This window comes from Shinella sedimenti (genome assembly GCF_022601905.1).
Taxonomy (GTDB): Bacteria; Pseudomonadota; Alphaproteobacteria; order Rhizobiales; family Rhizobiaceae; genus Shinella; species Shinella sedimenti.
Genome location: NZ_JAKVIN010000009.1, coordinates 124,758 through 146,711, shown reverse-complemented (window position 1 = coordinate 146,711; position 21,954 = coordinate 124,758). Strand labels below are relative to the sequence as shown.

Sequence of the window (21,954 nt, the reverse complement as noted above, 5' to 3'; positions counted from 1 at the left end):
GCTATCCTTTGAAATGGACGAATGCGGTCGGGCTCTTCTGCCAATTGCACAAGGCATCTTCCATCACGGCCATTCCCACGTGCAGGCTGGCATCCAATTCATCCACCCAGCTCTGAAGCTGCGCCTCCGTTGCGGCGCCAGTGTGTGAACCTGTGAACAGGAGGCGTGCGCCGGAAGCCGGACCCGTGGCGCCCTTGAAGTAGGCCGATCCCGGCTCGATGGGAGCGATCCCGTACCGACCGATCAATGCGAGGTAGTCGAACTTCGCAAGGCGCCCAAAGGTCTTTACGTTCATGCTTCGGTACAGAGCATCGAAGATCGTCCCGGGATTGTTGCCCGCCTGCTGGATCTTCGTCGCGAAGAACGCCTGGTGTCCTGCGAGGCCTATCCAGCCGAGGTAGCTGAGCAGAACGTCGCTGAAGCTCCTGTTGGAGTCCGGCCGCAGACTCTCGTACTTCCGATGATTGCCGAACTTTCCGTCGATGCTCGTCCAGTTGGCGGCGAGCCATGAAATCATTGCGTGGGGGTTGTTTGAGACAGTCTGCCAGTCCCACACCCCAGCCCCGAGGCGGCCGTATACCTGCTGCAGTCGAAGCCATCCGGAAGACGCAGGTCGAGCGAAATGCGTCATAAGGAACACAAGCCATGCGGCCTCTTCTACGTTGCCGTTCTGCACATGATATGCAACCGCGCGCTCGGCATCGAACGTGCCCGAATTGGGATCTGCCTTCCTTGCCGGGACGGGCTTTTCCTGTACTCGCCTGTAGTAATCTTCGCGTCTCAGGCTTGCGACGAACTGCATTGCGAGTGTGTCGCGCGCTATGTTCCTAGCGGCACCTGGAAGATTACGGACGTTGGCCGAGTAGGTATGAAGAGCGCTTGATATCTGCGCATGTTGTTGTTGCCTCGTCGGCCACATTTCAGGCTGCTCCATTCGTTTTGGCATCTCGCAGGACTCGGGTCTTCAGCCTTCGCTCGAGATAAGTTCGATAAACCTCGTCGTGAAACTCGGCCTTCAACTCGTCGAGACCTTCGAACCCTGGTGCATCCCGCCGTTTAGTCGCCCAGAAAACCTGGAGAAGGCGAATGATGTCAGCCCAGTACGGTTCTCTGGCGAAGTCTGCGGCCCGAATTATCTTTTCTGCCCGGATCTCCCCCTCAGCTTGCAACAGGGCGTCGGTAATCGAGAATGCGTCTCCGGAAGGCATCGGGGGCATTTGCACTGTCTTTTGATGTCCTTCATTCACATAGTGCTTCATCGCTTCGATCGAGCCGTCGTAAACGTGCATGCTGGTGGCGTAGTGAATGTAATCGCCCGGATTGAGGTCAAGGCGAGTGGCCATCATCTCCTGGAGCATGGTGAAGCAGAACACGTCATGCGGCAGGCCCTTGTACGCGTCGTTCGACCGCATCGTGGCGGACATGTGAAGACGGCCGTCGCGTGCTACGAATTGCAGTGCAGTCGTGCACGGAATCTCCTCGTGATGGACTGCGATGTCCGCAGCATCGTAAAGCTGGATCACGGCGCGCTTGGAGGTGGATTTCTCTTTCAGAAGCCTAGTGACATTCTCAAGCTGGTTGATGCTTCCGCGCATCGCATGAATCCGCGGGCCGTAGGCGCCAGCGAGGATGCCATCTTCGGCATCCTTGGCGTAATCCGGGATGTATTCCTTGATGAACTCCAGAGTATTGAGGCCCCCGAGATACCAGAGCAACTCCCCCAAGGCGCTGAACGGCTTGCCACGGTCCTGTGATCGACTGATCCGAGCTCTAGGGTTAGTCATTCGGAAGGACACCCCAAGCTTTTCTCGCATTTCGCCGCGGGTGCCGACGTTCGCGGCTCCCTCCGCGAGAAGGATCGGGTACAGTTCGATCAGTATCTCATCAATGCCTTCACCGCATAGGTACATGCCGCCCCCCGAATCTGCCGCTGCGGTACATCTTATGATCGGATATCGGCAAGTAAAATACTACCGGAGCGGGCTTCTGGCTTTTCTTGCGCCTTGGGCAAGCGGCTCAGGAACCGAAGGAGATGCCCCCCGGGCGTAACGGCGCAGCAGTTCGGCCCCGACATATTAGCCGATAAGGCAGCGAGGCGGACCCTACTTGTTGGGGGTTGCGCCCTCATGAAGAGGCGTCACATGAGCGACCGGTTTTGAAAGTCAACTGGCGCAGTGGGATGACCGGAATGGAGGCGCAAAGCTGTAGCTTTTTCATGCTACCGCTAATGACCGGTCTGGGCCGAATGCGGAGATATCCTTGAGAAATCTTCGCTCGCCCTTTTGGCAGACGGCTGTATCTCGAGAACACGTTCAACGGTTTCGGAAAGGATCGCAGCATGTCCCACCTCAAGGCCCTCAAGCTCGCCAGCGCAGTCCCAGTTCGCTCTGCTGCTGATCCGGCGCAGCGCGCACGCGAGAAGATGATCGCCGTACTGGCCGAGCAGAAGCAGATGGCGGAGGCTAAGATCGCCGGTCAGACGTTCACGCCCATGCATGTCGTGCGCAAGAAGAATGCGGAAGGCGTCCGCGTCGAGGTCGAAATGGCCAAGCGCGTGCGTCAGGGCTGGTTCACCGATGCCAACGGCAAGGTGTTCTTCAGTATCCGCTACGCCGGCAAGCCCATCGAGTTTGCCAAAGACAAGAACGCCATCGAGGCCGGCGAACTTTCCGCACTGCCGACGATCATCGAGACGCTCATTGAAGCCGTTCGCGCTGGTGAGCTCGATACGCAACTGACCGCCGCCGCCGCCGAGCGCGGTCAGATGCTGCGCAAGCCGAAGTAAACCGCGCAGTTTTCTCACGGCAAGCATCCGAAGGGCATGGGATCCATATGGATCCCATGCCCTTCGTGCATTTCGGCACTTGCCGGAATGCAGTCAAAGAGCGCCAACGACGCGCGTTCGGGGCCGGGCGCAGCCAAGATGCGCTTTTGCCCTACGCCGCACTCGTTGACGCCCCTATGCGTCTCCCCGGAAGCGCGTCCGCCTCGGTGCATGCCCTGTTACGTCAGCACCCGTCGCTAGCGCCGCGGATATGCTCCGCCCGCAATCTCTGCTCGCCCTCCCTGTCGTTTGGAACTTCTCTCCCGCCGACACAACAGCGAGGACCATATGCAGGACGAGCAGCGGCAGGACGGCCAACACGGCAGCGACCACAATTCCAAGCGCATCGAGCAAGCGCGGATCGACCTCGCCTTGCTGTTCACGACCGATCTGTATGTCGGCTCTAAGCGCCTCCACGAGATGAAGCGCAAGGGCACGACGCTGAACCTGCAATTCGATATCGATGGTGACATGCGCTGGCGGAGCTACAACTCGGCGCTGTCCTGGCGGATCACGATGCTGCTGGCACTGACCGAAACCAGGACCGTGACCATCCACGAAATGGACCAGCCGGGGCGTTACCGACGCATGTTTCCGGCTACATTGCTTCGCCGCCTGCAATGGCACGCGAAGCCGAAGGCAGACTTCCCGCCCGTCGCCCGGTTCTACGATCCCCATGGCAAAGCAGTTCTGCTGGTGACAAGAAGCCGGTTCTGCGGGCATGCGGTTGATGCGCTTCACAATCTCACAGAAGGCGGGCCGGTGTTCCAGCCGCTCTGGATATCAGACATCATGGCCCTGCGTCCGATGCTCGATATCGGGCTGGTGAGAGACGATACGTTTTCCGCATCCATGCCGATCAGCACCTATCTGGAAGCCGCCGGGATACATGGGCAGATCGTGGACGAGGCGGAACTGTTGAGCATGTCGCTCAACGGCTCTGTCGCGCCTCTTCCCGTGCCGCCCTCATCGCGCAGCGTTGCAGCGATCTTCCAGCAAGAATGCCATCACAATCCCGCGCTTGCGAAGCTGCAAGGGAGGTCGATCTACGAAGATTATGCTTTGGGTGCTGGAGGTTCTTAAGGGCCGAAAAGTTCTGGGGACGAACTTTTTCAATGTATCGTACCGTTCCCCTGATCGCCACTCGCTTGCTTCGTGGCCCGACTGCTGTGTAGGCGCTCGGCGAGGCCGACAACGTTTCCCGCGTATCTGGATGTCTTCGTTGCTGTATCTGCCGTGTGCAGCAAGCTGTTGGAGCTGTCTTGGAATGAAAGAGCGCACTTCGAGGCCAGATCATCCGTCCAGTTAGTATCTTGTAAAGGGTTCTTATACCTTACAGCCACTGCACCATCAGACCAGTCAATAACGCCTTCATCTTCAACACAACTCGCATGAGATGAAATTTCCCTCAAGGACCACTCTTTGCTCTCATTCAACGTGAAATGATCATCACGGTTCTCATTCGCACTCAGAAGCGACATCGTACCGTCGATATCATCGTGAGCCGTATCAAGAGAGGTGTTCAGATTTCGACTGGAGGTCAACGTGTTTACCACTGCATTGCCGCTCTTTAGCTTCTTAGTTGTCTTTCCCTTTGGGCCGAGTGCGAAACGCAGTGACTGGAATCCAGCATGCTTTTGGCAAAGCCATTCCGCATAAGCCTTGATGTCCGCATCTGGCCACCACTTTCGGGCTGACAGGTCATATTCGTATTCAGTGGCACCACCTACAGGACCGCTATCTTTGTAGTCGTCCTCAATGCGAAACTTCAGCGCGTATTGGATGAGCTTTTTCAGGTTGAGGCCGACGCGGCGCTTATCTGCAAGCGGCTTGATTAAGACCTGATAGGATGCTCCGTATCCGCTGTTTCGCAGGGCGTCGTTCACCTCATTTATTGTAAGCTGCTCCAATCGGATGATCGCGTGAAAATGCGGACGCCAGATCGTGGTGTCATCGTAGTAGACGAGTGGAACCCCGAGGTCTTTGACTGCAATGCGCGTGTTACGGCCGAATTGCTCAATGTCATCGTAGACCATACGATCTATCTCCCACCAGCCGACGAGTTCGAAGTTGTCCCATCGGCAGTCCTTCCGCCGCTGCTTCGCAACGATGTTGCGCAGACGCGTCTTGGTGGTTTCGTAGATTTCATCGACCTCACTCAGGCTGGTTGCCAGCGGCAAAAGGATCGTCGCGAACGCCAACTGATCATTGCCAACGCATGCAAATCGTTCCCGTGTGGCCTGCTTGATCTGCTTTGAACGCTCGACCGAAAAACACCTCGGACACAGTGGCACGCCGCAATAACGCATATAGTCGGCATCGGGATCCTCGATCTTTCCGCAGCCCATCATTTTCACTTTTAGCGGATGACCATCGCCAAGCGCCGTCATAACAACAGTTCGCTGCTGCTCGTACCCTTCAGTCAGCCAGCGGAAACGCTTCCTGTCCTTCCGGCTAACAAGCCCTGCATCCCACATAGCGTTCCTTAACTTCCACATCGCGCTCGTCATTAAAATCTCCTTCTGAAAATGCCTGCTATTTATCCAGCAATTTTAACACCGCGGCCTCTGAAGAATAAATATTTAAAACAAGGAGATAGAAGCGATGACAGTGAAGGAGATCTATGAGGTGATGGCCGCGGCAGGACTTGCGAATTCGCAGATGGAGTTCTCCCAAATCTGGCTGGGCCGCAGCCCGCGCTATTACTCGCACCTGATCGCCACACAGCGGGAGCCCGGTCTAGCCACGCTTTGCGGGGTGGCATGGCGACTGGATCGGATGCCCCTGAGCGGGAAGCCTGTCCTGCTAGAACTCAAGCAACAGCTTGTCGACGAAATCAACCGTCGGGCGATCACTGACATTCGTCGGCATCGATCTTAACGTTTAGCCAAGGGGCAGCGAATACAATCTGTGCGTTTATCGCATCCGCATATCAGGAATCCCAATGAACATGCATATCTCCGGCAACGAGCCTGCCATCGCTGGCCTGCTAGCACTCGCCGCGACCTTTCTTGCATCTCCCGCTTATTCGTTAGATAAGGTTCGCTTCGGCACGGATTGGCTCGCTGAAGCCGATCACGGAGGTTTCTATCAGGCTGTCGCCGACGGCACGTATGCCCGCTATGGCCTCGATGTCGAAATCGTCCAAGGTGGCCCTGGTACACAGAACCGCGCCCTTTTGCTCGCCGGCAAGGTCGACTTCTACCTTGGTACACAGCAAGAGCAGCTTGTCGGCATCGAGCAGGGCATTCCGCTAGTTGATGTCGCTGCCTTCTACCAGAAGAATGCTCAGGTTATTGTAGCTCACCCGGATAGCGGGATCGAGAAGTTCGGAGATCTCGCCAAGCTCGAAACCATCTTCATGACGCAGGGAGGGTTCGGGGCATATTTTGAATGGATGAAGGCCAATTACGCTGGTTTCCGCGACGAGCAGTTCCGGCCCTATACGTACAGCCCAGCTCCCTTCCTCGCGAACAAGCAATCCGCGCAACAGGGTCTGATCACGGCCGAGCCTTTCCAAATCAAGGAGCAGACCGGCGTAGAACCCATGATTTTCCTGCTCGCAGATGCCGGTTATAAGCCCTATGCGACGACGATCACGGTTCAGCAAAACCTCATCGAAACAAATCCTGACCTCGTGCAGCGGTTTGTCGATGCGTCGATTGAAGGTTGGTACAACTATCTATACCGAGACAACTCGGCCGCCAACGCGCTGATCAAGACAACGAACCCCGAGATGACGGATGGCCAGATCGAATACGCCATCGACAAGATCAACAAATATGGCATCGTTGATAGTGGCGATGCACTGGACAAGGGCATCGGATGCCTGACCGCTGAGCGTTACAAGTGGCTTGCCGACGAGTTGGTTAAGGTGAAGCTTTTGAAGGCGGATACCGACTACACTAAGGCTTTTGATACGCGCTTCTCGTGTACGGGCGTGGGGCTCTCCTTGAAGAAGTCCTAGCGGATCGGAAATAGCCGCAAAAATCGGTCGCAAAGAGCTACGTTTTGCGACCGAAATGGGGTGGGAAGCAGAATGGCAGGTTTCGGCGGCTACGTCCAGAAAGCTGACTTCAATGGGGGGACGAGCTTCGGCGGCAACCGCAGTCATTTCGGACATTAAGGGCGGCAAGGTACGACCCAAAAGCGGCCGTTCCTAGCCATTTAAATCTATCAAGTCGAGCGTTGACGGCGGAGTGCAGCGCAATTTGTGCCCACGAGAGCGCGTAGCAGACGTAAAGGCGCACCGAATGAGCGCCAACGCTCAACAAAAGAACTTGCCTAGCCGTCCGATTGAATCGGGATTTTCGATTGCCGACATGGACAGACCTGAATCTTTGAGATAGTAGCGCATCACAATCATTGGTAGATTCCATGGCATCGGCGCATCTAGAAGATTCTTTCACTCCTTTTCGAACAAAATTTCATCCTCCGAAGCCGCCACGTCCCGGTCTCGTGAAGAATGAGGGTGAGGTGGTGCAGTTGACCGAGGAGAACGGCCTGGAACTTTGGGTAACCGGTATTGTTGTTCATCCGTCAATGCAAACGGTCGTGCCGAAGATGGACAACGCGATGAAAAGCGACACGAGGCTGTGGGCAATCCGTGAAGCAGACGTAGTGCACGCTCATGAGTTTTGCGACTTTGGAAAGTCTCTTGAGACGGGAGTGATCAAGCATACCAATTTGACGGGTGGTGCCCCTGCATACTGCGCTGGGGAATTGCTTTTTGTCGATGAGAGCACCATTGTTGTGAACGGATGCTCTGGCAGGTACGGGCCGACAAGCGAAGAGGAAATGGTGCAGGCAGCAAAATCGTTCAGAAATTCGGGTTATAATGTCTGGTCGCAAGGTTTTGACGAAGAGGCGGATAGACCGGTCCCATTCTTTACGTTAGACCCTCAGTGGGTGGATTAGCACGTGTGTCGGTTATTCAGATGAACGATATTTTCGGTGAGGGCGCTAGCGGAGCAACGGCAGAGGAATTTGCTGCGACAAGCACGAATGTATATGTCCGTAGTCAGGTTCAGATAGCGCTTTGCAAGCCTGAGGCTAAAGGAAGGAAGCTGTCCGCTGTTGAAGCGTTGCGTGCCTACGGTATCGAGACGTTGCGTGCCGTTGCATCGGAAGGTTATGCGCCTCTCGTAACATCCCGGGATGAGCCTGCGAACACGCTTAAGCGTCGCCGTCTTGAGCTTGGCCTAGACATAAAAGACGTTGCGAAGGCTAGCGGGCTCGATGTGGAAGTAATCAAAAATATTGAGACATCGGGTCGGCCGTCAAAAATACGCGATATTGAAAAGCTGTCTGTATCTCTGGCGCTCGACGAAAGGATCGTCGGATTTTCCAAAGTAGTCGGCGATCCAGAGCTAGGTGTTCGTCTTCGCGAACTACGGAGTAATCAGGACACTACACGGTTCGACCCCTCATCCGTACTGAAGCTTGCAGAAGCTGGCTGGATAATCGCACGCCATAATGAGATCGAGCGGATGCTCAAGATCGATCTACATCCGATAGTCTCTAAAGGTTTATTGCAGACGTCCGACTACCGGTACAAGACTGCGGAGCGTGGCTATGAACTAGCAGAGAGAGTGCGTGAGGCTCTCGGTTTGACAGTCGAAGAGCCGGTTGCCAGCGTTCGTGATCTTATCGAGCGCACGCTTGGAATTCCTCTAGTCCAAGACAAGTTGACCTCACGTTTTGCGGGCGCGACGATTGCGAATGGGTCCAACCGAGGCATTGTCGTTAACGAAGAGGGGCAGAATGAGAAGGTTCCTGTCCGGCGGATGACTCTCGCCCATGAAATCGGCCATTTGGTCGGAGACCCTGATGATCAGCTCAACAGATTGCGTGTGGACACCTATGACACGCTAAATAGTAACGCTGCAAACGTTACTGATCCTGTCGAACGGCGAGCCAACGGGTTTGCCGTCGCTTTTCTTGCGCCTCCTTCAGCGGTTAAAGCTATCGCCAGAACATATGACGTTCCGGGTCGCATTGTGGAAGAGATCGTCAACACGTTTGGGATTAGCAAAACAGCCGCTTCGAACCATCTGGTTAATGTCACTGGCATGGAAGTCTCAAGGCATGATCTGCGGTTCGTCAAGGAAACGACTGATTGGACCCCGAGCGAGAATCTTACACTGGACTATTTCCCGATTCAGGGCACCCCTCTTCGCAAGAGAGGGAGGTTTGCATCGCTCGTTGTCAAGGCACAGCAGGGTGGTCATATCAGCAAAGACACCGCCGCTAGCTGGCTAAACACTGATATCGATAGCTACATGACTGGTAGTCAGACTATCCTCGATCTCCAAGGATAGGTGCGTATGGTGTGCTGAGCCCATGATCGCGATGCCTGCCCTTATACCCAGAAGCGATCATCGCGAGAGCCTGGTGGCGATGACGCAAATGGGATCGGAAGTGGTCGATGGGTTTGGACGGCGTCCTATGACAGCTACATCAACCTCGGTACCGAGAACCGGATAGTCAGCAAGCGGCCCCGGCTCTGTCGTTCGCCATGCCCAGAGCGAACGGCAGGTTTCGGGCGGCGCCGGAACCAATCCGAACGGCAAAAATCAAGGTCGGAAGCTGCTACTCCCTTGGTACAAAGCCCCCCAGTTTTTATCCGATTTTGCGCCTGACTTTCACGACATCGCAGAAATGGGGTTTTTACAACGGTCACAATGACCGGTTGGCAAGCACCATCCCACTCAGTTTCGCACCTCGGCGAACACGTTCAGCAAAGCAGTGCATTTTTGCAGCAAGTCCCTCGCGGCAGTCGTGCCTTTCGAGTCGCGTTCTTCGAATATCTTTTCGATAGCCACCTTCGCAGCACGTACATATACGGGGACGCAATCATGTAATTCGATAGCGTCGTAGCTCTTATGCAATTCCGCAAAGGCGCGGATGTAGGCATGGACATTGTGGTTCATCAGCATGAATGTACTGTCGTTATCCAGCAGCGAAGAGCCATTCGAGCCTGAGCATAGCTCGCTCACTCTCACCTTCTCGCCAATCGCAGTGTGTGCCGGGCAAGGAATGATTTCTGCGGCATGCGTCATGCCTGCCCGCTTAATCGAGATTGGTTTGGTTTGATCCTCGCACAGCATGTTGAGCGTGCGGGTATCGGTCGCCTTTCCGATGGCAGGCATGGACGTGGTAGCAATTCCAACGCCGTATTTGTCGAAACGGAAGGATGAGCAAAACTGGAAATTCGCGGCCGCCTTGAACGGGCTGGAGGTATCGAAGGAAATACAGATATCGGCGTTAACTTGGCGAATGCAGCGCAACATGGTCGTGAAGATATAGGCCGTGTCCAGCGTTGAAATCCCGAGGAAATGTATCCATTTGGCCTTCTGCAACAGGCCGTCGTCGTACATGTCGAGCAGGCGTGCCATGGTAAGCGAGAACGCGCTTTGATGCGCGCCCGCAAAAGCCCATCCTTCCAGTGGGTAGCCCTTCACAGCGTCGTACCAAACCTTGCTTTCGCGTTCGGTGCGACCTTGGAGAACGTTGAGCAGGTTGGTTTTTCCGGGAACACGGTTCTGGACAAAGTAGTCGAGGTTGAGCAGCGATTGCGTGAGACAGGTATTGTAGTCGAGCGATAGGCCGTTGGCTGCGCTCATCGCTGTAATTTGTCCCTGCGTGTCGAGACGAGCGGTGTGCACCGCGACATTGCCCGGAGATATGCCGCCGGTTGGAAAATCCAGCGACATGGAGAAATCCGTATGGTCTTCCATCCAGCGCAACATACGCTCGCAAGTGGCATCGCCGGTAAACTTGATGGTGCCTTCCTGTATCTGGAAACCGCCGCTGTCACCGATAACCGTTGTTCTGTCTCGGTCCCTCTGGCTCACGATGCTGATCTGTTGTGCCGCGCCATCGGTACGCGCTGCCTGGCCCGCGCTGTAGAGGGCGTAAGGGTAGTGGAAAAGCGTGCTCGCCGGGTCGAGGAAATTCAGGTCTTTCTCTGCAAATGAGAAGTTGCGTTTGAGGTGTTGCGAGTGGCCGATTTTCGCAAAATTCGAGCTGATGGCGGGCATGTAAACGGCATACGGGGATTTCGTGGGAAGCATTGAATAACCTTAAATTTCCTGCTCGCTCATGACGCTGTGATTTCTTAACGACTGCACCGTTTGATTGTGCCGGACTTAAATCAGCGCGAGCATCAATCAATGGGCAAAGCCGTTAAGAAAGAACCAATCGTTTCCACGCTTGAGCAGTATCAAAGCCAGTTTCGATCCGCCGTTCAGGCGGCTACGGCTTTTGAGAAGCATGAAGGCCAAGGCCAAAAGCTGCTGTACATTGCCTTGGAGCAGATTTTCGCCTTTGGTGAAGAAATTCGTGGTGACATGCAGGCGTTTGAGGCATTTCTCGCTGCAAACGGAGAGAGCCTTAATAAAGTCACCAAGGCCAATCCGTACAATGCTCTGGTGGGGATGGCCTTCTCGGCTACCCGCAGCAAAAGTTGGTGCAGTGAGCGTGCCAATGTGTTGCTCTACGCTTCGGAAACTGCTGGCGACACGCCGCTTGTCGATTGGCTTGAAAATGGTGGTGGTGTCTCAGGGCGATATGCCGAAGCTGTGCAGCATTTTGCACGGCCGGCGGCGGGCAAGGCAGCAAGCTTGCGGTCTTCACGGCTTGCATCGATCACCAGCCGATTGCAGCAGGCGCGTGTTGTCACAGGGGCGCTGCCGGGTGTCACACTCGCGAACGGCTTTCACCGTTCCTTGCTGTTTTCTGAAGGCGGTCAGACCTTCCTTGTCCATGTTCGCGATGAAGACGACCAGAAGATCATCGAGAAATATCTGCTGGAAGTCGCCGGCAATGCGACGCCAAGTAATCATCCGCTGGCCGACCGCCAGCTCTATCCGCTGTTCCGTGCTATCGACCTGATCTTGGGAACCTGCATTCCTTCCCACAAAGGGACCGGATTGATTGCGATCTGGAATGAGGCCGAAGACAATGGAGCCGTGACGAAGCTGCGTTTACTTTCGAGCGCTCACAGTTTCACAAATGCGACCGTCACGCTCAAGGCAGCTCTGCCGGAGTTGGATGGGCAAGGATATCTGATCCTCGATTCGGAGGACGCGGAAATGTTCCGCGAGCGCTTTGCTGATGATCATTCGTGGCGTGTGGAAGCGGGTGACGAAGGTATCGTCATTGTGGACGATGCAAAATCGCAGACCCGGCTGAAGCTTCGCCCTATCGTCGACTACGCGGATGCTAAGCTGCGCCAAGGCAAGAAGCTCGGCCGTAGAACCCGGCATTTCGTCGCGACGTGTGACGGTATGAAGGCGTCGGCTAAAAATCTGGAAACGGCGGCGAACCTTTCCAAAATGCGTAACAAGGATCGTCTGACTGACGTTGTGAAACCCAAGCGCTTCAAGTGGCTATATCCGTTCCAGCCGGAAGACCTGTTGGAAGAGCCTCCCAAAAAGGGGATGCTAGAGGTTGGCGTGGTAGATGTCGCTGCCTACTCCATGCTGAGCTATCCTTTCCTTAGCCATGCCGAGATGGTTGAGCCCATCGACCCGCAAATGGAGCTTTCGTTTGTCGATATCGCTGCTTTCTTGAAAGTCGCATCGGCATACGGGGAAGACCTGAACGGCTATATCGCTGACAGCGACGTACGGGATGCCGCTTTCTGTATCGATCATACCTTTGGTGATGGTGATCGGTTCGAATACGTTTCGCCCATGGTGCTCGGTGTCTCCATGGCCCGCACGCAGGTTTGTGAGGATTTCACCGCTGCGCCTGTCATGCCGCAGGCTCCTGCCACGTCACGTCCCCGCGACTATTCGCTGATCGAGGCGAACCGCACAAAGAAGACGAACTTCCCGGCTATCCCGTCTTCGAGTGGCCGGGTCTTCGGTGCCTTCATCACCAGCTTTATGCCTGACGATGCCGAACTCAAAGCCGCCCGAAAGTTCAATTTCGAATGGCAACTGGAGTGGTGGCGGCGGATGACGGATATTCCCGTTCATGTCATCGCGTCGAACTGGGCCGACGAGGAGATTGCGGCAAGCACGGAGCTTGGCCGGCTTTCGGAGTATGGCGGCAGCATCACCCGCGTTGGCCCTCGCATTCTGATCGAGAACCGCATCGACTGCCTTAAACAGTTATATGCGAGCGATTTCGATTGGGGCATCATCATGGACGACGATGCCGTGCTGATGCAGGCAGAAAACCACAACAGCAGCTATCGGCTTTTTGCGGAAATGGCTGCCAACGGCATATCTATATACAATGGCGTTGATCTCTTCGCCCCGATCTACGGACGGAAGGCACCATTCAACGACGAGCTAAATGGCCCCGGCAACCCATATGCCGATAACCATGTATTCAAGACGAGCACGGACCTCAAAGGCAGCATGATCGTCGTGCGGAATTTCGTAAAGGAAGGAAAGGCGCCGTTGCTGCCGGACCCGAACTTCCGATGCCATGGCGAGGACACGTACCTTACGCTCAAGGCCGTTTCGATGGGCTACTCGCCCATGACATCATGGAACATGGTGCTGGAAGAGCTAGCCGGCGACAGTACCTTTGCCACCACCGATGACGACCGGACTGAAAAGATGCGGGAGGGGCATGAACGGCTGGTCTCGGAGTTCGGTCATCTCGGCTTGCGCATGAAGCCCAACTCACACGCCCTCGACAAGCGAGAGTTTGAAAAGCAGTCCCTAGGCGGAAAGCCGAAGCAGGTTTCGGTCCCGAAACCACGCTAAAAAGTTCGGGCACCGAACTTCTGGTGTCTCGCGAGCGGCGGTCAGAGCAAATCAACCGCCGCTTTCATCATGTCGTCGCGTACGTCGATATAGCGTTGCGTTGTTGTCAGGTTGCGATGGCCCGCCAAGGTCATGATGACCTTCGGGCTGACACCTGAATGTGCGAGCCGGGTGATGAACCAGCGTCGGCCGCTATGTGAGGTCGCACCGTCGAGGCCGGCGCTCCGGTAAAGCTGTCCTATCAACTGGCAGAGCGTGTTCGCGGAAAATGCCGTGCGCTTCTGTGTCAGCAGCAACGGCATATCGGCGTTACGGTCTTCGGACCATTCGTCCCGATGTTTTTCGATCTCCCGGCGCAGCTTGTCGTTCAGGAACACGACACGCGCATGCCCGCCCTTGGTGAATTCCGCGCTGAGCCGCAGTTGCTCGCGGACCTCGCCTTCCCCGTCGATCACATCGCGCACCGTCAGCGTGGCGATTTCCCCGACGCGCAATCCGGCGAGGTGCGATAGCATGAGAGCGAGCCTGTTGCGTCCGGCGTGCTTCGTCTGCGCAACCACGGCCAGTAGCCGTTTGAATTCGGTATCCGTCAAAACCCGAGCCTGTTTCATCAGAACCTCACGAAAGGCAGCGTTCCCATGCCTTTCGTTATGTTGCCGATGAGCGCGCAGGGCGAGCGTCGATTGCGCGGCCGGAATTACTCTGCGGGTTCAATGGCTAAGGGTCGTTTCGAGCCGAAACCTCAGAAAATGTGTGTTTTGTGATGTTTGCTTTGCGCCGTCCATTCGGCCTTACAGACCCACATCTCTCTTGTGGTAAAGGATCAAATGGCTGAGGCCTTTCGCTTTGGCGGCGGGCCATCTAGTGTATCTAGGATTGTCGATTCTTCTTGCCTTAGAGATGGTTTGCTATGGTGCAATCCCATATAATCAGTAGCAGCGATGATGAAACGGCGAAGATCTTGGCGCCCTACATCCAATCTGGCAACCTTAACTTCCTCATCGGCTCCGGTGCTTCCTTACCAGCGATCAAAACTGCTGGTGACATCGAGAAGAAACTCGACACGTTGATTAGTGACGGAAAAACTGCGGAAGCAGATTACGAGATGATCGGCTTCATTGAGGCAATCGGGAAGACCTATCGGCAACTGCACGATGAGGCGATTTATCCAGAAGAGCTTGATGAGACCTTAAACAACTATCGTAGCTTCATTTCCGCAATAGATCAGATTCTATTCTTTCGGAAAAACGAGATATTGCCTAGGCAGGCCACAATATTTTCGACTAATTACGATATGTTTGTGGAGTTTGCAGCGAGTAATTTACCTAATATCATCATCAATGATGGCTTCGACCGATCTTCGGGGCGGTCTGAAAATTTTGCATTCGCGCCGGAGAAATATTTCGACAGAACCTATCGGGCGAGCTCACTCTATGCCCGACGGGTCGAGATCCCAACCATCAACCTCATTAAGCCTCATGGGTCGCTGAACTGGACGAAGAGGGGTTCGAACCTCGTATATAACGCAAGCGCTGTTCAGCCTCTTACGCCGGCCGAAAAGGCGAATCCAGCTAAGGTTTCTGAGTATCTCAGCAAGCATTTTCTAATTATGCCGAACTTCAGAAAATTTCATGAGACCCTTATGGAAAGGGTGTACTATGACTTGCTGCGGCTTTTCTCGAAGTCGATGGAGCAGGAGAATGCCACTTTGATGGCATTTGGGTTCTCGTTTAGTGACGAGCATATCCTAGACATAACGAAAAGAGCGCTCAGAAACCCGACGTCGCAGCTAATCACCTTTGCTTACAGCCACGACGACATTGCTCTTTATCAAGCCAAATTCGCCAAGCATCGAAACGTTAGCGTGATCGGGCCACCTGCGGGGACCAACATCAATTTCCCACGTTTGAACAACATCCTCGCCGCGGTCCTGCCGGAGATCACGAATGGCTAATCGGCCAGATCGCCTTCAGAAGGAGGCCGTGCTTCGGGTAGGTGAGGTATCGGCTGTGACGGGACGCAAGGTTTTTATCTCCGTTGACCGCGACAAAAATCTCTCGGAGCTTTTTTTTGATGGCGATGTGATCAGGAACATCGGTGTCGGGAGCTACGTTGATATTCGAAAGGGTTTCCTCAGCCTTATTGGAAAGGTTGAGGGCGAGAATGCCCAGACAGAGGACAAGCGGCCCAGCCAGTTGGCATATATGAACGGCCGGCGGTTTCTGTCCGTTTCACTAGTAGGTTTCCTCGACCGGAAGGGCGAGTTCTTTGGAGGCACTAAGGAGCTACCACTGGTTGGAAACGAGGCGTTCCTTCTTACCAAAGAGAAGGTACACCAAGTCCACAATCTCTTGAAAAATGGTGGGGTGGCACTGGAAATCGCGCGGTCTGAATACGAGGGATTTGACATCTCGCTCCCTGTTGACGGGCTGATGAACAGCCACATTGCCATTTTTGGAAATACCGGAAGCGGCAAGTCGAACACGCTCGCGATGATCTATCAGGAGTTCATCGCAAACATGCGAGCTCGTAACGCCTCTGCGTTTGAAGCGAACTGCCGTATTGTCCTGTTTGATTTCAACAATGAATACATCAGAGACAATTGCCTTACCCAGCACAAGCGAGTGTTCAATTTGAGCACGAGAAATGACAACGGAGATAAAATCCCACTCGGGGCAGGGGGCTTCAACGACATTGAGATCGTCAGCATCCTCGCGGACGCGACAGAGAAGACACAGAAGCCGTTTTTGAAGCGAGTTCTCAAGCTCCAGCAGCACGTAAATGAAGCAAATGTTCCAGCCCAATACCTGCGCGCCGTCGTGCAGCGGCAAGTGACCCAGATTTTACAGATGTCGGATAAGATCCGGGCCGATCTTCTACTCGATTATCTCAGGCAGGTGCTACCTGACAGAAACGCGGATGGCGAGGCCATTGAAATCGCCGAGGACCTGGAATGGCACAACAATCAGTCAGAGTTCCGCCTTCGTGGGCAGCAGGTCTATCTCAGATCGACGCCAGATCGGATCACAGAAACGATAGCCTATCAGGCCGTAGATCTGCTTGAACTCGCGGAAGATGACATCAAGAACTTGATAGTTCTCTGCTACGTCCAATTGATCTCGGACGTCCTGGCAAATCGCGCTCAGAACGAGCACATCGCGCCGGCCATCAATAAACTCAGAAGCAAACAAGCCGACATTCGGAAAATATTCGATCCCGCACCGACCGCCAACCTTTTCACGTCGAACGTCCTCGTGTTCGCACTAAGCGACGTCAATCTGGAGATGAAGAAGACAGTTCCCCTGCTAGTCGCCAAGAAAATCTACGAGGATCACAAGCGGGTCGGCGGTAGTCGCTCACTGAATATTGTGATTGATGAAGCCCATAATATTCTGTCGCGGGAATCTTTTCGGGAATCCGAGAGTTGGAAGGACTACCGCTTGGAGACGTTCGAAGAGATCATCAAGGAGGGCCGCAAGTTCGGGGTGTTCGTCACAATTTCAAGTCAAAGACCGAATGATATTTCCCATACCATCACCTCGCAGGCTCACAACTATTTTATCCACCGACTCATCAATCAGAAGGACCTGCAATCGATCGCGAGCGCGGTGTCCTACATCGATAAGCTCACGGAAGAATCCATTCCAACGTTACCGACCGGTACATGCATATTTAGCGGTATGGCTGGACAAATGCCGCTCAAGTTAGCAGTGAAGCCGCTCGATGATCTTTTGCGGCCCAAAAGCGAAACGGCGGAATTCAACGACCTAGTACCGGCCGCTGACTGAGCTAGGAGAGCCGCGCGGCGTGGGAAGTTGGCCTATCTGTAAGCCGAAATTACTGAAACCACAAAGTGGTCAACCCTGCTTGGATCACCCTTTTGAGGTGATTTCGCTTTCGTGCCAATGGCGAAGAGCAAGCTCCGATAGACGCTTTATTACAGCAAAGATGACGGCCCCCAAGACGGCGAGCAAAACCAATGCGGCGAAGACGCGCGGCGTGTTCAACTGGCTTTGCGCTTCCAGTAACCGAAAGGCCAGCCCGGCATTGGCGCCGGCTTGCCCGACAGAAAACTCCCCACGACGGCTCCGACAAGCGCAAGTCCCCCACCGATTTTGAGCCCCGCGAAGAAATGGGGCAATGCAGTTGGAGCGCTCAAATAGCGGATCGTCTGCCATCGGGACGCGCCGTAGGTGCGGAGCAAATCGGCATGATGGCGCTCGGCGCTTTTCAGACCCTGCAGCGTGTTCAGCATAATCGGGAAGAAGGCGACGACGAACGCGCAAATCAACTGTGCAGTTTCAGGTGTTGGTACGTAGATCAGGATCAGCGGAGCAATCGCAACTATGGGCGTTACTTGCAGCGTCACCGTGATGGGATAGAAAAGCGCCTCGATCCAGCGGGCTTGCGCTAGAGACAGGGCGATGCTGCCGCCGCCAACGACCGCACATAGCAGAGCAAGCAAGGTGGTCTTCGTCGTGATTCCCAGCGCCGGCCCCAATTTGGGCCAGTCGGATATCAAGGTGGTGATGACTTTATCGGGTCCGGGAAGGATGTATGGCGGCACCTCCGAAAGCCATACATATGCGGCCCAAAAAGCGACCATTGCGCCAGCGCCAAGCAGTGGAATGGCGACACGGGAGGCCAACTCACTCAGGGGTGCCTTTGATTGGTTCGTTTTCTTTCTCGCGGCTCCCAAGTCTGCCCCTTCCATGCGGCGTTCGTGCTCCGCATACTGAGGGAGGGTTTCCCGGAACTTGCGGGAATGCAACTTGCAATAACCACGGAGAATAACCACGGAGAATGGAGCGTCTGTCTATTGCTTCGACCGCTTTCGCTCTTCCATCTCCGCAAGCCATGCCTTTGCACGAGCTTGCCGCTCGGCTTTCAGGCGCTGCACCGTTGGATCATCGAGACGCGGGTTCGCAGCAGCTTCCCGATTTGATGGGGAGCGTTGATTGCGAGCGATCATATACTTCTTAATCCTATCTTGTGCTGTCTCCAGCACCCGTCGGCCTGCTTCGTCGGTCGGATTGGAAATATGGCTGGTGAAGTGATCGAGGGTCATCGCGCCGGCCTTGGGGCCTACAAGGCCGCTCGATATTAGGTCTGTGGTGCTCTCCAGCTTTCCGTCTTTGAAATGATAGGCAAATAGGCCGTTCTCGAAGACGAGCGATGCAACGTGCTTTTGAGCATCGAATAAGAAGTGCGAGAACAAATAGCGTAGGGCTGCATTGACTTGGCTACGGCTGCGAAAGACCTCAATGTCGTCCATCATCGGCCATTGCCTGCGGTTCTCTTGGATGATCCGGTCGATATCGCTGAAATCCGACATCGCCCCCAGCATGATGTCGCGTTCCTGTTTTGCCTGTTTGAGCACCTTTTCGGTATCGGTCTTTTCAACCTGCAATTTGTCCAGCGCTTTATGGAGCACGCTTGCAGAGGCAGCCGATACCATCTGCATCTGTCCTACAAGGTTTTCTTCCTTGCATTCGATTTCTGCCAGCGCGCCATGTGATCTCCGTATCGCCTCCTCAATGGCCGCCAATTCTGTGTTTTTGGTCTTATGACCCACGAAGTCGGAAATGCCGAATTCGCGTACCGTGTCGAGGACCACGCGTTCAAGACTTTCATAGTCAAAGTACTTCGCCGGCACGGAGCAGCCGACTCCGCGCCAACTGTTATAGCAACGCAGGATCGGCTTCTGTTTGCCCGGTGGGCCTGAATAATTGATGCTCATGTTGCCGAAGCAATGTTCACAGGTACACATGCCGTTGAACAGATTGGTGAAGCGGTTGCCCTTTCGACCTTTCACGATCCGGCGGGTGCGGTGACGTTGCGCAATATGGAAGTCTTCTTCCGAGATGACGGCAGGGAAATAGTTTGGGATAGGGGCAGCGATCTGTTCCTTCCCCTCACCAACTTTCAGGATCGGTATGAATGTGCCGTAAGCGGCGTGGTTGTCGAGAATGCGGCCAACGCCTGTTTGATGCCAGCCAGTGCTTTTTTTGCGATAGGTGGGGAGCTTGAGCCGGTTGAGTTCCTTGGTGATCGTCATCTGGCCGCAGCCGTCTTTCGCCAAGGCGAAGATCTTGCGGATCGTGTCGGCATGTTCGTTCAATTCATATTGGGTAACGCCATCCCTGTCCTTGTACTGGCTGATCCATGCGGGAACGTTCGTCGTGAATTTGGCTTTTCCTTCAAGGGCGAGAGCGCGGCGCTTTTGAATGGCCGATTTCGAGAGGTTCGACTTGCGCTGGCTTTCTCCATGGGCGCGTGCCTGAATTGAGATGATACGGATTAGCTCGGTCCAGTCTTCGCGAAGGCTTTCAGCGGAATACACATTATTGTCATCGAGCGTGACCACGTTCACGCCGCTTGTGAGAATCGAGGTCAATATGACCTGCGCGTCCATTGGGTGCTGACGAGACAGGCGGTCGAGAGATTCAACCAACAGAACCGAACCGCGAACGACTTGCCCTGACGATATCATGTCGAGAAAGCGGCCAAGCGCGCCTTTATATACGTTTGCACCGCTCCAGCCTGACCGGCCGATATCCTCAAGCGCTTCATCGAGCTTCAGCCCATGCCGGGCCGCATACGCCTCAGACAATGCGATCTGACGACCGGGGCCATCGCCCAATGCCTGCTTGCTGGAGCTAATACGGATGTAAGAGTAGGCGACCGTATCCTCGGTAAACTTCATTTCGTATTCTTCCATTAAATCACCATTAACCATGACGCGCCTATGGTTAATGGACACAGGGTAGCGATGAGGAATTAAGCTTGCGCTAAGCGTACAAAACGCACAGCCATCAAGGTTAATGCTTCATTTTACCCTGACAGCGAGCCGTTTCGGGCCCGTGCCTCGGCGCGGCTTGGCTCCCATACAAAAATATCCGGGCAGAAAGGCACGCCGGTCGTTCATCGGCGCGGTCGCCCGTACATGCGTGCGGAGTAGTCAGTTGCGTAAGCGTAACATTCGTCATGCCGGGGCAGGCCGCTTCTTCGACTATCTGAAGCGGGAATGGAAAATGCCCCTGGTCCTGGCCGCAGGCCTCGTCGCCAGCGTGCCGACCCAGGCCGCGCATACCGACCTTGCCACCTATCTGGCGGGGCTCAACCGCAAGGGCGGCAATCAGAACATGGTGCTCACCCGTTCGCCCGCCGGTTCGGTGCATGAAATCGAAATTTCCTTTGCGGATGCGATGATCACCGGCGGCATCGAGAGCGGGGCAGGGGTTGAACTGCCCGGCGGCGCCAAGGCTGCGCTGCGCAGCGAGCACAAGGGCCAGGGCGGAATTCCCGACGAGGACCGCATCAACCGCCGCGACAAGAAGGGCCGTATCGTCGCAGTGGTGCCCGTGAGCCCGCCGAAGGATTTCACCGCCGGTTCCATTCTGGAGCGTACGTCCTCGCTCCTGTCGCCGGTCTTCAATGATGGTCAGCGCATGATCTTCGCGCGAGCCGACATTCGCGGCAAGGAAATCCAGATCGCTACGGCCTTCTACAAGAAGACGCCGGCGCGCAAGACTCCGGGCGTCTCCCCGGTCATCGCCGATCTCGTCACCAGCGACAAGGCCGACATCCTCGCGACCGCCTATGCCCGCGTCGAGCCGGATTATGCGCGGGAATCGCCCTTCGATTCGATCCTGAAGCCGAAGGCCGAGGCTGGCCGATTCATTCCGGAAATCGCACCGGAGGATCATGCCTGGGCCGCGACTGCGCTGCCGCCGGGCGTGTTCACCGAGAAGGAACAGAAGTGCCTGGCCGAGGGCATTTATTTCGAAGCGCGCGGCGAGGAGCTGAAAGGCCAGGCCGCCGTCGCCCAGGTCATTCTCAACCGCGTGCGAAACCCAGCCTATCCCGACACGATCTGCGGCGTGGTCTACCAGAACCAGAACTGGCGAAACCGCTGCCAGTTCTCCTTCGCCTGCGACGGTATCCCCGATCTCATCCTGTCGCCCTGGCACTGGAAGACGGCCAAGGAAATCGCCATGGCGGTAACGGCCGGCAAGATCTGGATCGATGAGGTCGGTTCCTCGACCCACTACCACGCGACCTACGTCAAGCCGCCGTGGGGCCGCACCATGCAGCGCGTGGCAAAGATCGGCAAGCACATCTTCTACCGCACCTATGGCGGTGGCTGGAGCTGAGCCAGTCGGCGGCTGTGGTGAGTCCGCGCCACAGCGCCGGCGATTCCCGGGGCAGAGAGTCGCGCTTCCCGTTCAGTTCCGATCAATGTATTGATTTTATTATATATATTTGCAGTGGCGCAAAGCTCCGCCACGCCTTGACTATGCCGGCACCTAAAACTATGTTGCGGCCGACTTCGAAAGGGGTCGGATATGGCTTGAATCCTAGCCTTCAATATGTCCGCATTGGGGCGAACGCCTCATCGGA

The 21,954-nt window shown here is 55.2% G+C and carries 16 protein-coding genes and 1 pseudogene; 10 read left to right on the top strand and 7 right to left on the bottom strand.

Annotated elements, in window-relative coordinates; translation table 11 throughout:
* Position 1: 1 nt before the first annotated feature.
* Both MKI86_RS20535 and MKI86_RS20530 read right to left on the bottom strand, forming a co-directional pair.
* The gene (locus tag MKI86_RS20535; RefSeq protein WP_256465755.1) at positions 2 to 919 is read right to left on the bottom strand and encodes an alpha-glutamyl/putrescinyl thymine pyrophosphorylase clade 3 protein; all 918 of its coding nucleotides are present in this window, start codon (positions 917 to 919) and stop codon (positions 2 to 4) included.
* Position 920: 1 nt separating this feature from the next.
* Positions 921 to 1,910, bottom strand: a complete 990-nt coding sequence (locus MKI86_RS20530; RefSeq protein WP_241604817.1) for a thymidylate synthase — start codon at positions 1,908 to 1,910, stop codon at positions 921 to 923.
* A gap of 428 nt (positions 1,911 to 2,338) precedes the next feature.
* On the opposite strand from MKI86_RS20530, the gene MKI86_RS20525 reads away from it, so the two are divergent.
* Together MKI86_RS20525 and MKI86_RS20520 are read left to right on the top strand one after the other, a co-directional pair.
* Complete coding sequence (locus tag MKI86_RS20525) at positions 2,339 to 2,785, top strand: DUF6641 family protein (RefSeq protein ID WP_241604815.1); 447 nt, start codon at positions 2,339 to 2,341, stop codon at positions 2,783 to 2,785.
* A 327-nt stretch (positions 2,786 to 3,112) separates the two neighbouring features.
* Positions 3,113 to 3,907 carry a DUF2958 domain-containing protein gene (locus tag MKI86_RS20520; RefSeq protein ID WP_241604812.1) on the top strand — a complete coding sequence of 265 codons (795 nt, stop codon included), beginning with the start codon at positions 3,113 to 3,115 and terminating at the stop codon, positions 3,905 to 3,907.
* A 29-nt stretch (positions 3,908 to 3,936) separates the two neighbouring features.
* Here MKI86_RS20520 and MKI86_RS20515 read toward each other — a convergent pair whose 3' ends face one another.
* Positions 3,937 to 5,334, bottom strand: coding sequence for a hypothetical protein (locus tag MKI86_RS20515; RefSeq protein WP_241604810.1), 1,398 nt, complete (start codon positions 5,332 to 5,334; stop codon positions 3,937 to 3,939).
* A gap of 94 nt (positions 5,335 to 5,428) precedes the next feature.
* On the opposite strand from MKI86_RS20515, the gene MKI86_RS20510 reads away from it, so the two are divergent.
* From MKI86_RS20510 to MKI86_RS20495, 4 genes are all read left to right on the top strand, one after another.
* A complete protein-coding gene (locus MKI86_RS20510; protein WP_241604809.1) occupies positions 5,429 to 5,704 on the top strand; it encodes a DUF6626 family protein in 276 nt (91 codons plus the stop codon).
* A 70-nt stretch (positions 5,705 to 5,774) separates the two neighbouring features.
* Entirely contained in the window at positions 5,775 to 6,791 is a 1,017-nt protein-coding gene (locus MKI86_RS20505) for an ABC transporter substrate-binding protein (protein ID WP_241605027.1), read from the top strand.
* Positions 6,792 to 7,201: 410 nt separating this feature from the next.
* Positions 7,202 to 7,741: a hypothetical protein gene (locus tag MKI86_RS20500; protein WP_241604807.1), complete on the top strand. Its 540-nt coding sequence runs from the start codon at positions 7,202 to 7,204 to the stop codon at positions 7,739 to 7,741.
* Positions 7,742 to 7,761: 20 nt separating this feature from the next.
* Positions 7,762 to 9,144, top strand: a complete 1,383-nt coding sequence (locus tag MKI86_RS20495) for an ImmA/IrrE family metallo-endopeptidase (RefSeq protein WP_241604805.1) — start codon at positions 7,762 to 7,764, stop codon at positions 9,142 to 9,144.
* A gap of 390 nt (positions 9,145 to 9,534) precedes the next feature.
* Here the strand turns inward: MKI86_RS20495 and MKI86_RS20490 are convergent, their stop codons facing one another.
* Positions 9,535 to 10,866, bottom strand: a complete 1,332-nt coding sequence (locus MKI86_RS20490) for a hypothetical protein (RefSeq protein ID WP_241604803.1) — start codon at positions 10,864 to 10,866, stop codon at positions 9,535 to 9,537.
* A gap of 132 nt (positions 10,867 to 10,998) precedes the next feature.
* On the opposite strand from MKI86_RS20490, the gene MKI86_RS20485 reads away from it, so the two are divergent.
* Positions 10,999 to 13,551: a hypothetical protein gene (locus MKI86_RS20485; protein ID WP_241604800.1), complete on the top strand. Its 2,553-nt coding sequence runs from the start codon at positions 10,999 to 11,001 to the stop codon at positions 13,549 to 13,551.
* Positions 13,552 to 13,592: 41 nt separating this feature from the next.
* On the opposite strand, the gene MKI86_RS20480 is transcribed toward MKI86_RS20485, so the two are convergent.
* Positions 13,593 to 14,162 carry a tyrosine-type recombinase/integrase gene (locus MKI86_RS20480; RefSeq protein WP_241604798.1) on the bottom strand — a complete coding sequence of 190 codons (570 nt, stop codon included), beginning with the start codon at positions 14,160 to 14,162 and terminating at the stop codon, positions 13,593 to 13,595.
* Positions 14,163 to 14,512: 350 nt separating this feature from the next.
* Between MKI86_RS20480 and MKI86_RS20475 the strand changes: the two genes are divergently transcribed.
* Entirely contained in the window at positions 14,513 to 15,505 is a 993-nt protein-coding gene (locus MKI86_RS20475; protein ID WP_241604796.1) for an SIR2 family protein, read from the top strand.
* The gene (locus MKI86_RS20470) at positions 15,498 to 17,339 is read left to right on the top strand and encodes an ATP-binding protein (RefSeq protein WP_241604794.1); all 1,842 of its coding nucleotides are present in this window, start codon (positions 15,498 to 15,500) and stop codon (positions 17,337 to 17,339) included. The genes MKI86_RS20475 and MKI86_RS20470 overlap by 8 nt, the downstream gene beginning before the upstream one ends.
* An 84-nt stretch (positions 17,340 to 17,423) precedes the next feature.
* On the opposite strand, the pseudogene MKI86_RS20465 reads toward MKI86_RS20470, so the two are convergent.
* Together MKI86_RS20465 and MKI86_RS20460 are read right to left on the bottom strand one after the other, a co-directional pair.
* Positions 17,424 to 18,265, bottom strand: a pseudogene (locus MKI86_RS20465) (ABC transporter permease).
* A gap of 102 nt (positions 18,266 to 18,367) precedes the next feature.
* A complete protein-coding gene (locus MKI86_RS20460) occupies positions 18,368 to 20,272 on the bottom strand; it encodes a recombinase family protein (RefSeq protein WP_241604790.1) in 1,905 nt (634 codons plus the stop codon).
* 313 nt (positions 20,273 to 20,585) lie between these two features.
* On the opposite strand from MKI86_RS20460, the gene MKI86_RS20455 reads away from it, so the two are divergent.
* Positions 20,586 to 21,707 (top strand): cell wall hydrolase, encoded by a 1,122-nt coding sequence (locus MKI86_RS20455; RefSeq protein ID WP_241605026.1) that lies wholly within the window; start codon positions 20,586 to 20,588, stop codon positions 21,705 to 21,707.
* The last annotated feature ends 247 nt before the right edge of the window (positions 21,708 to 21,954 follow it).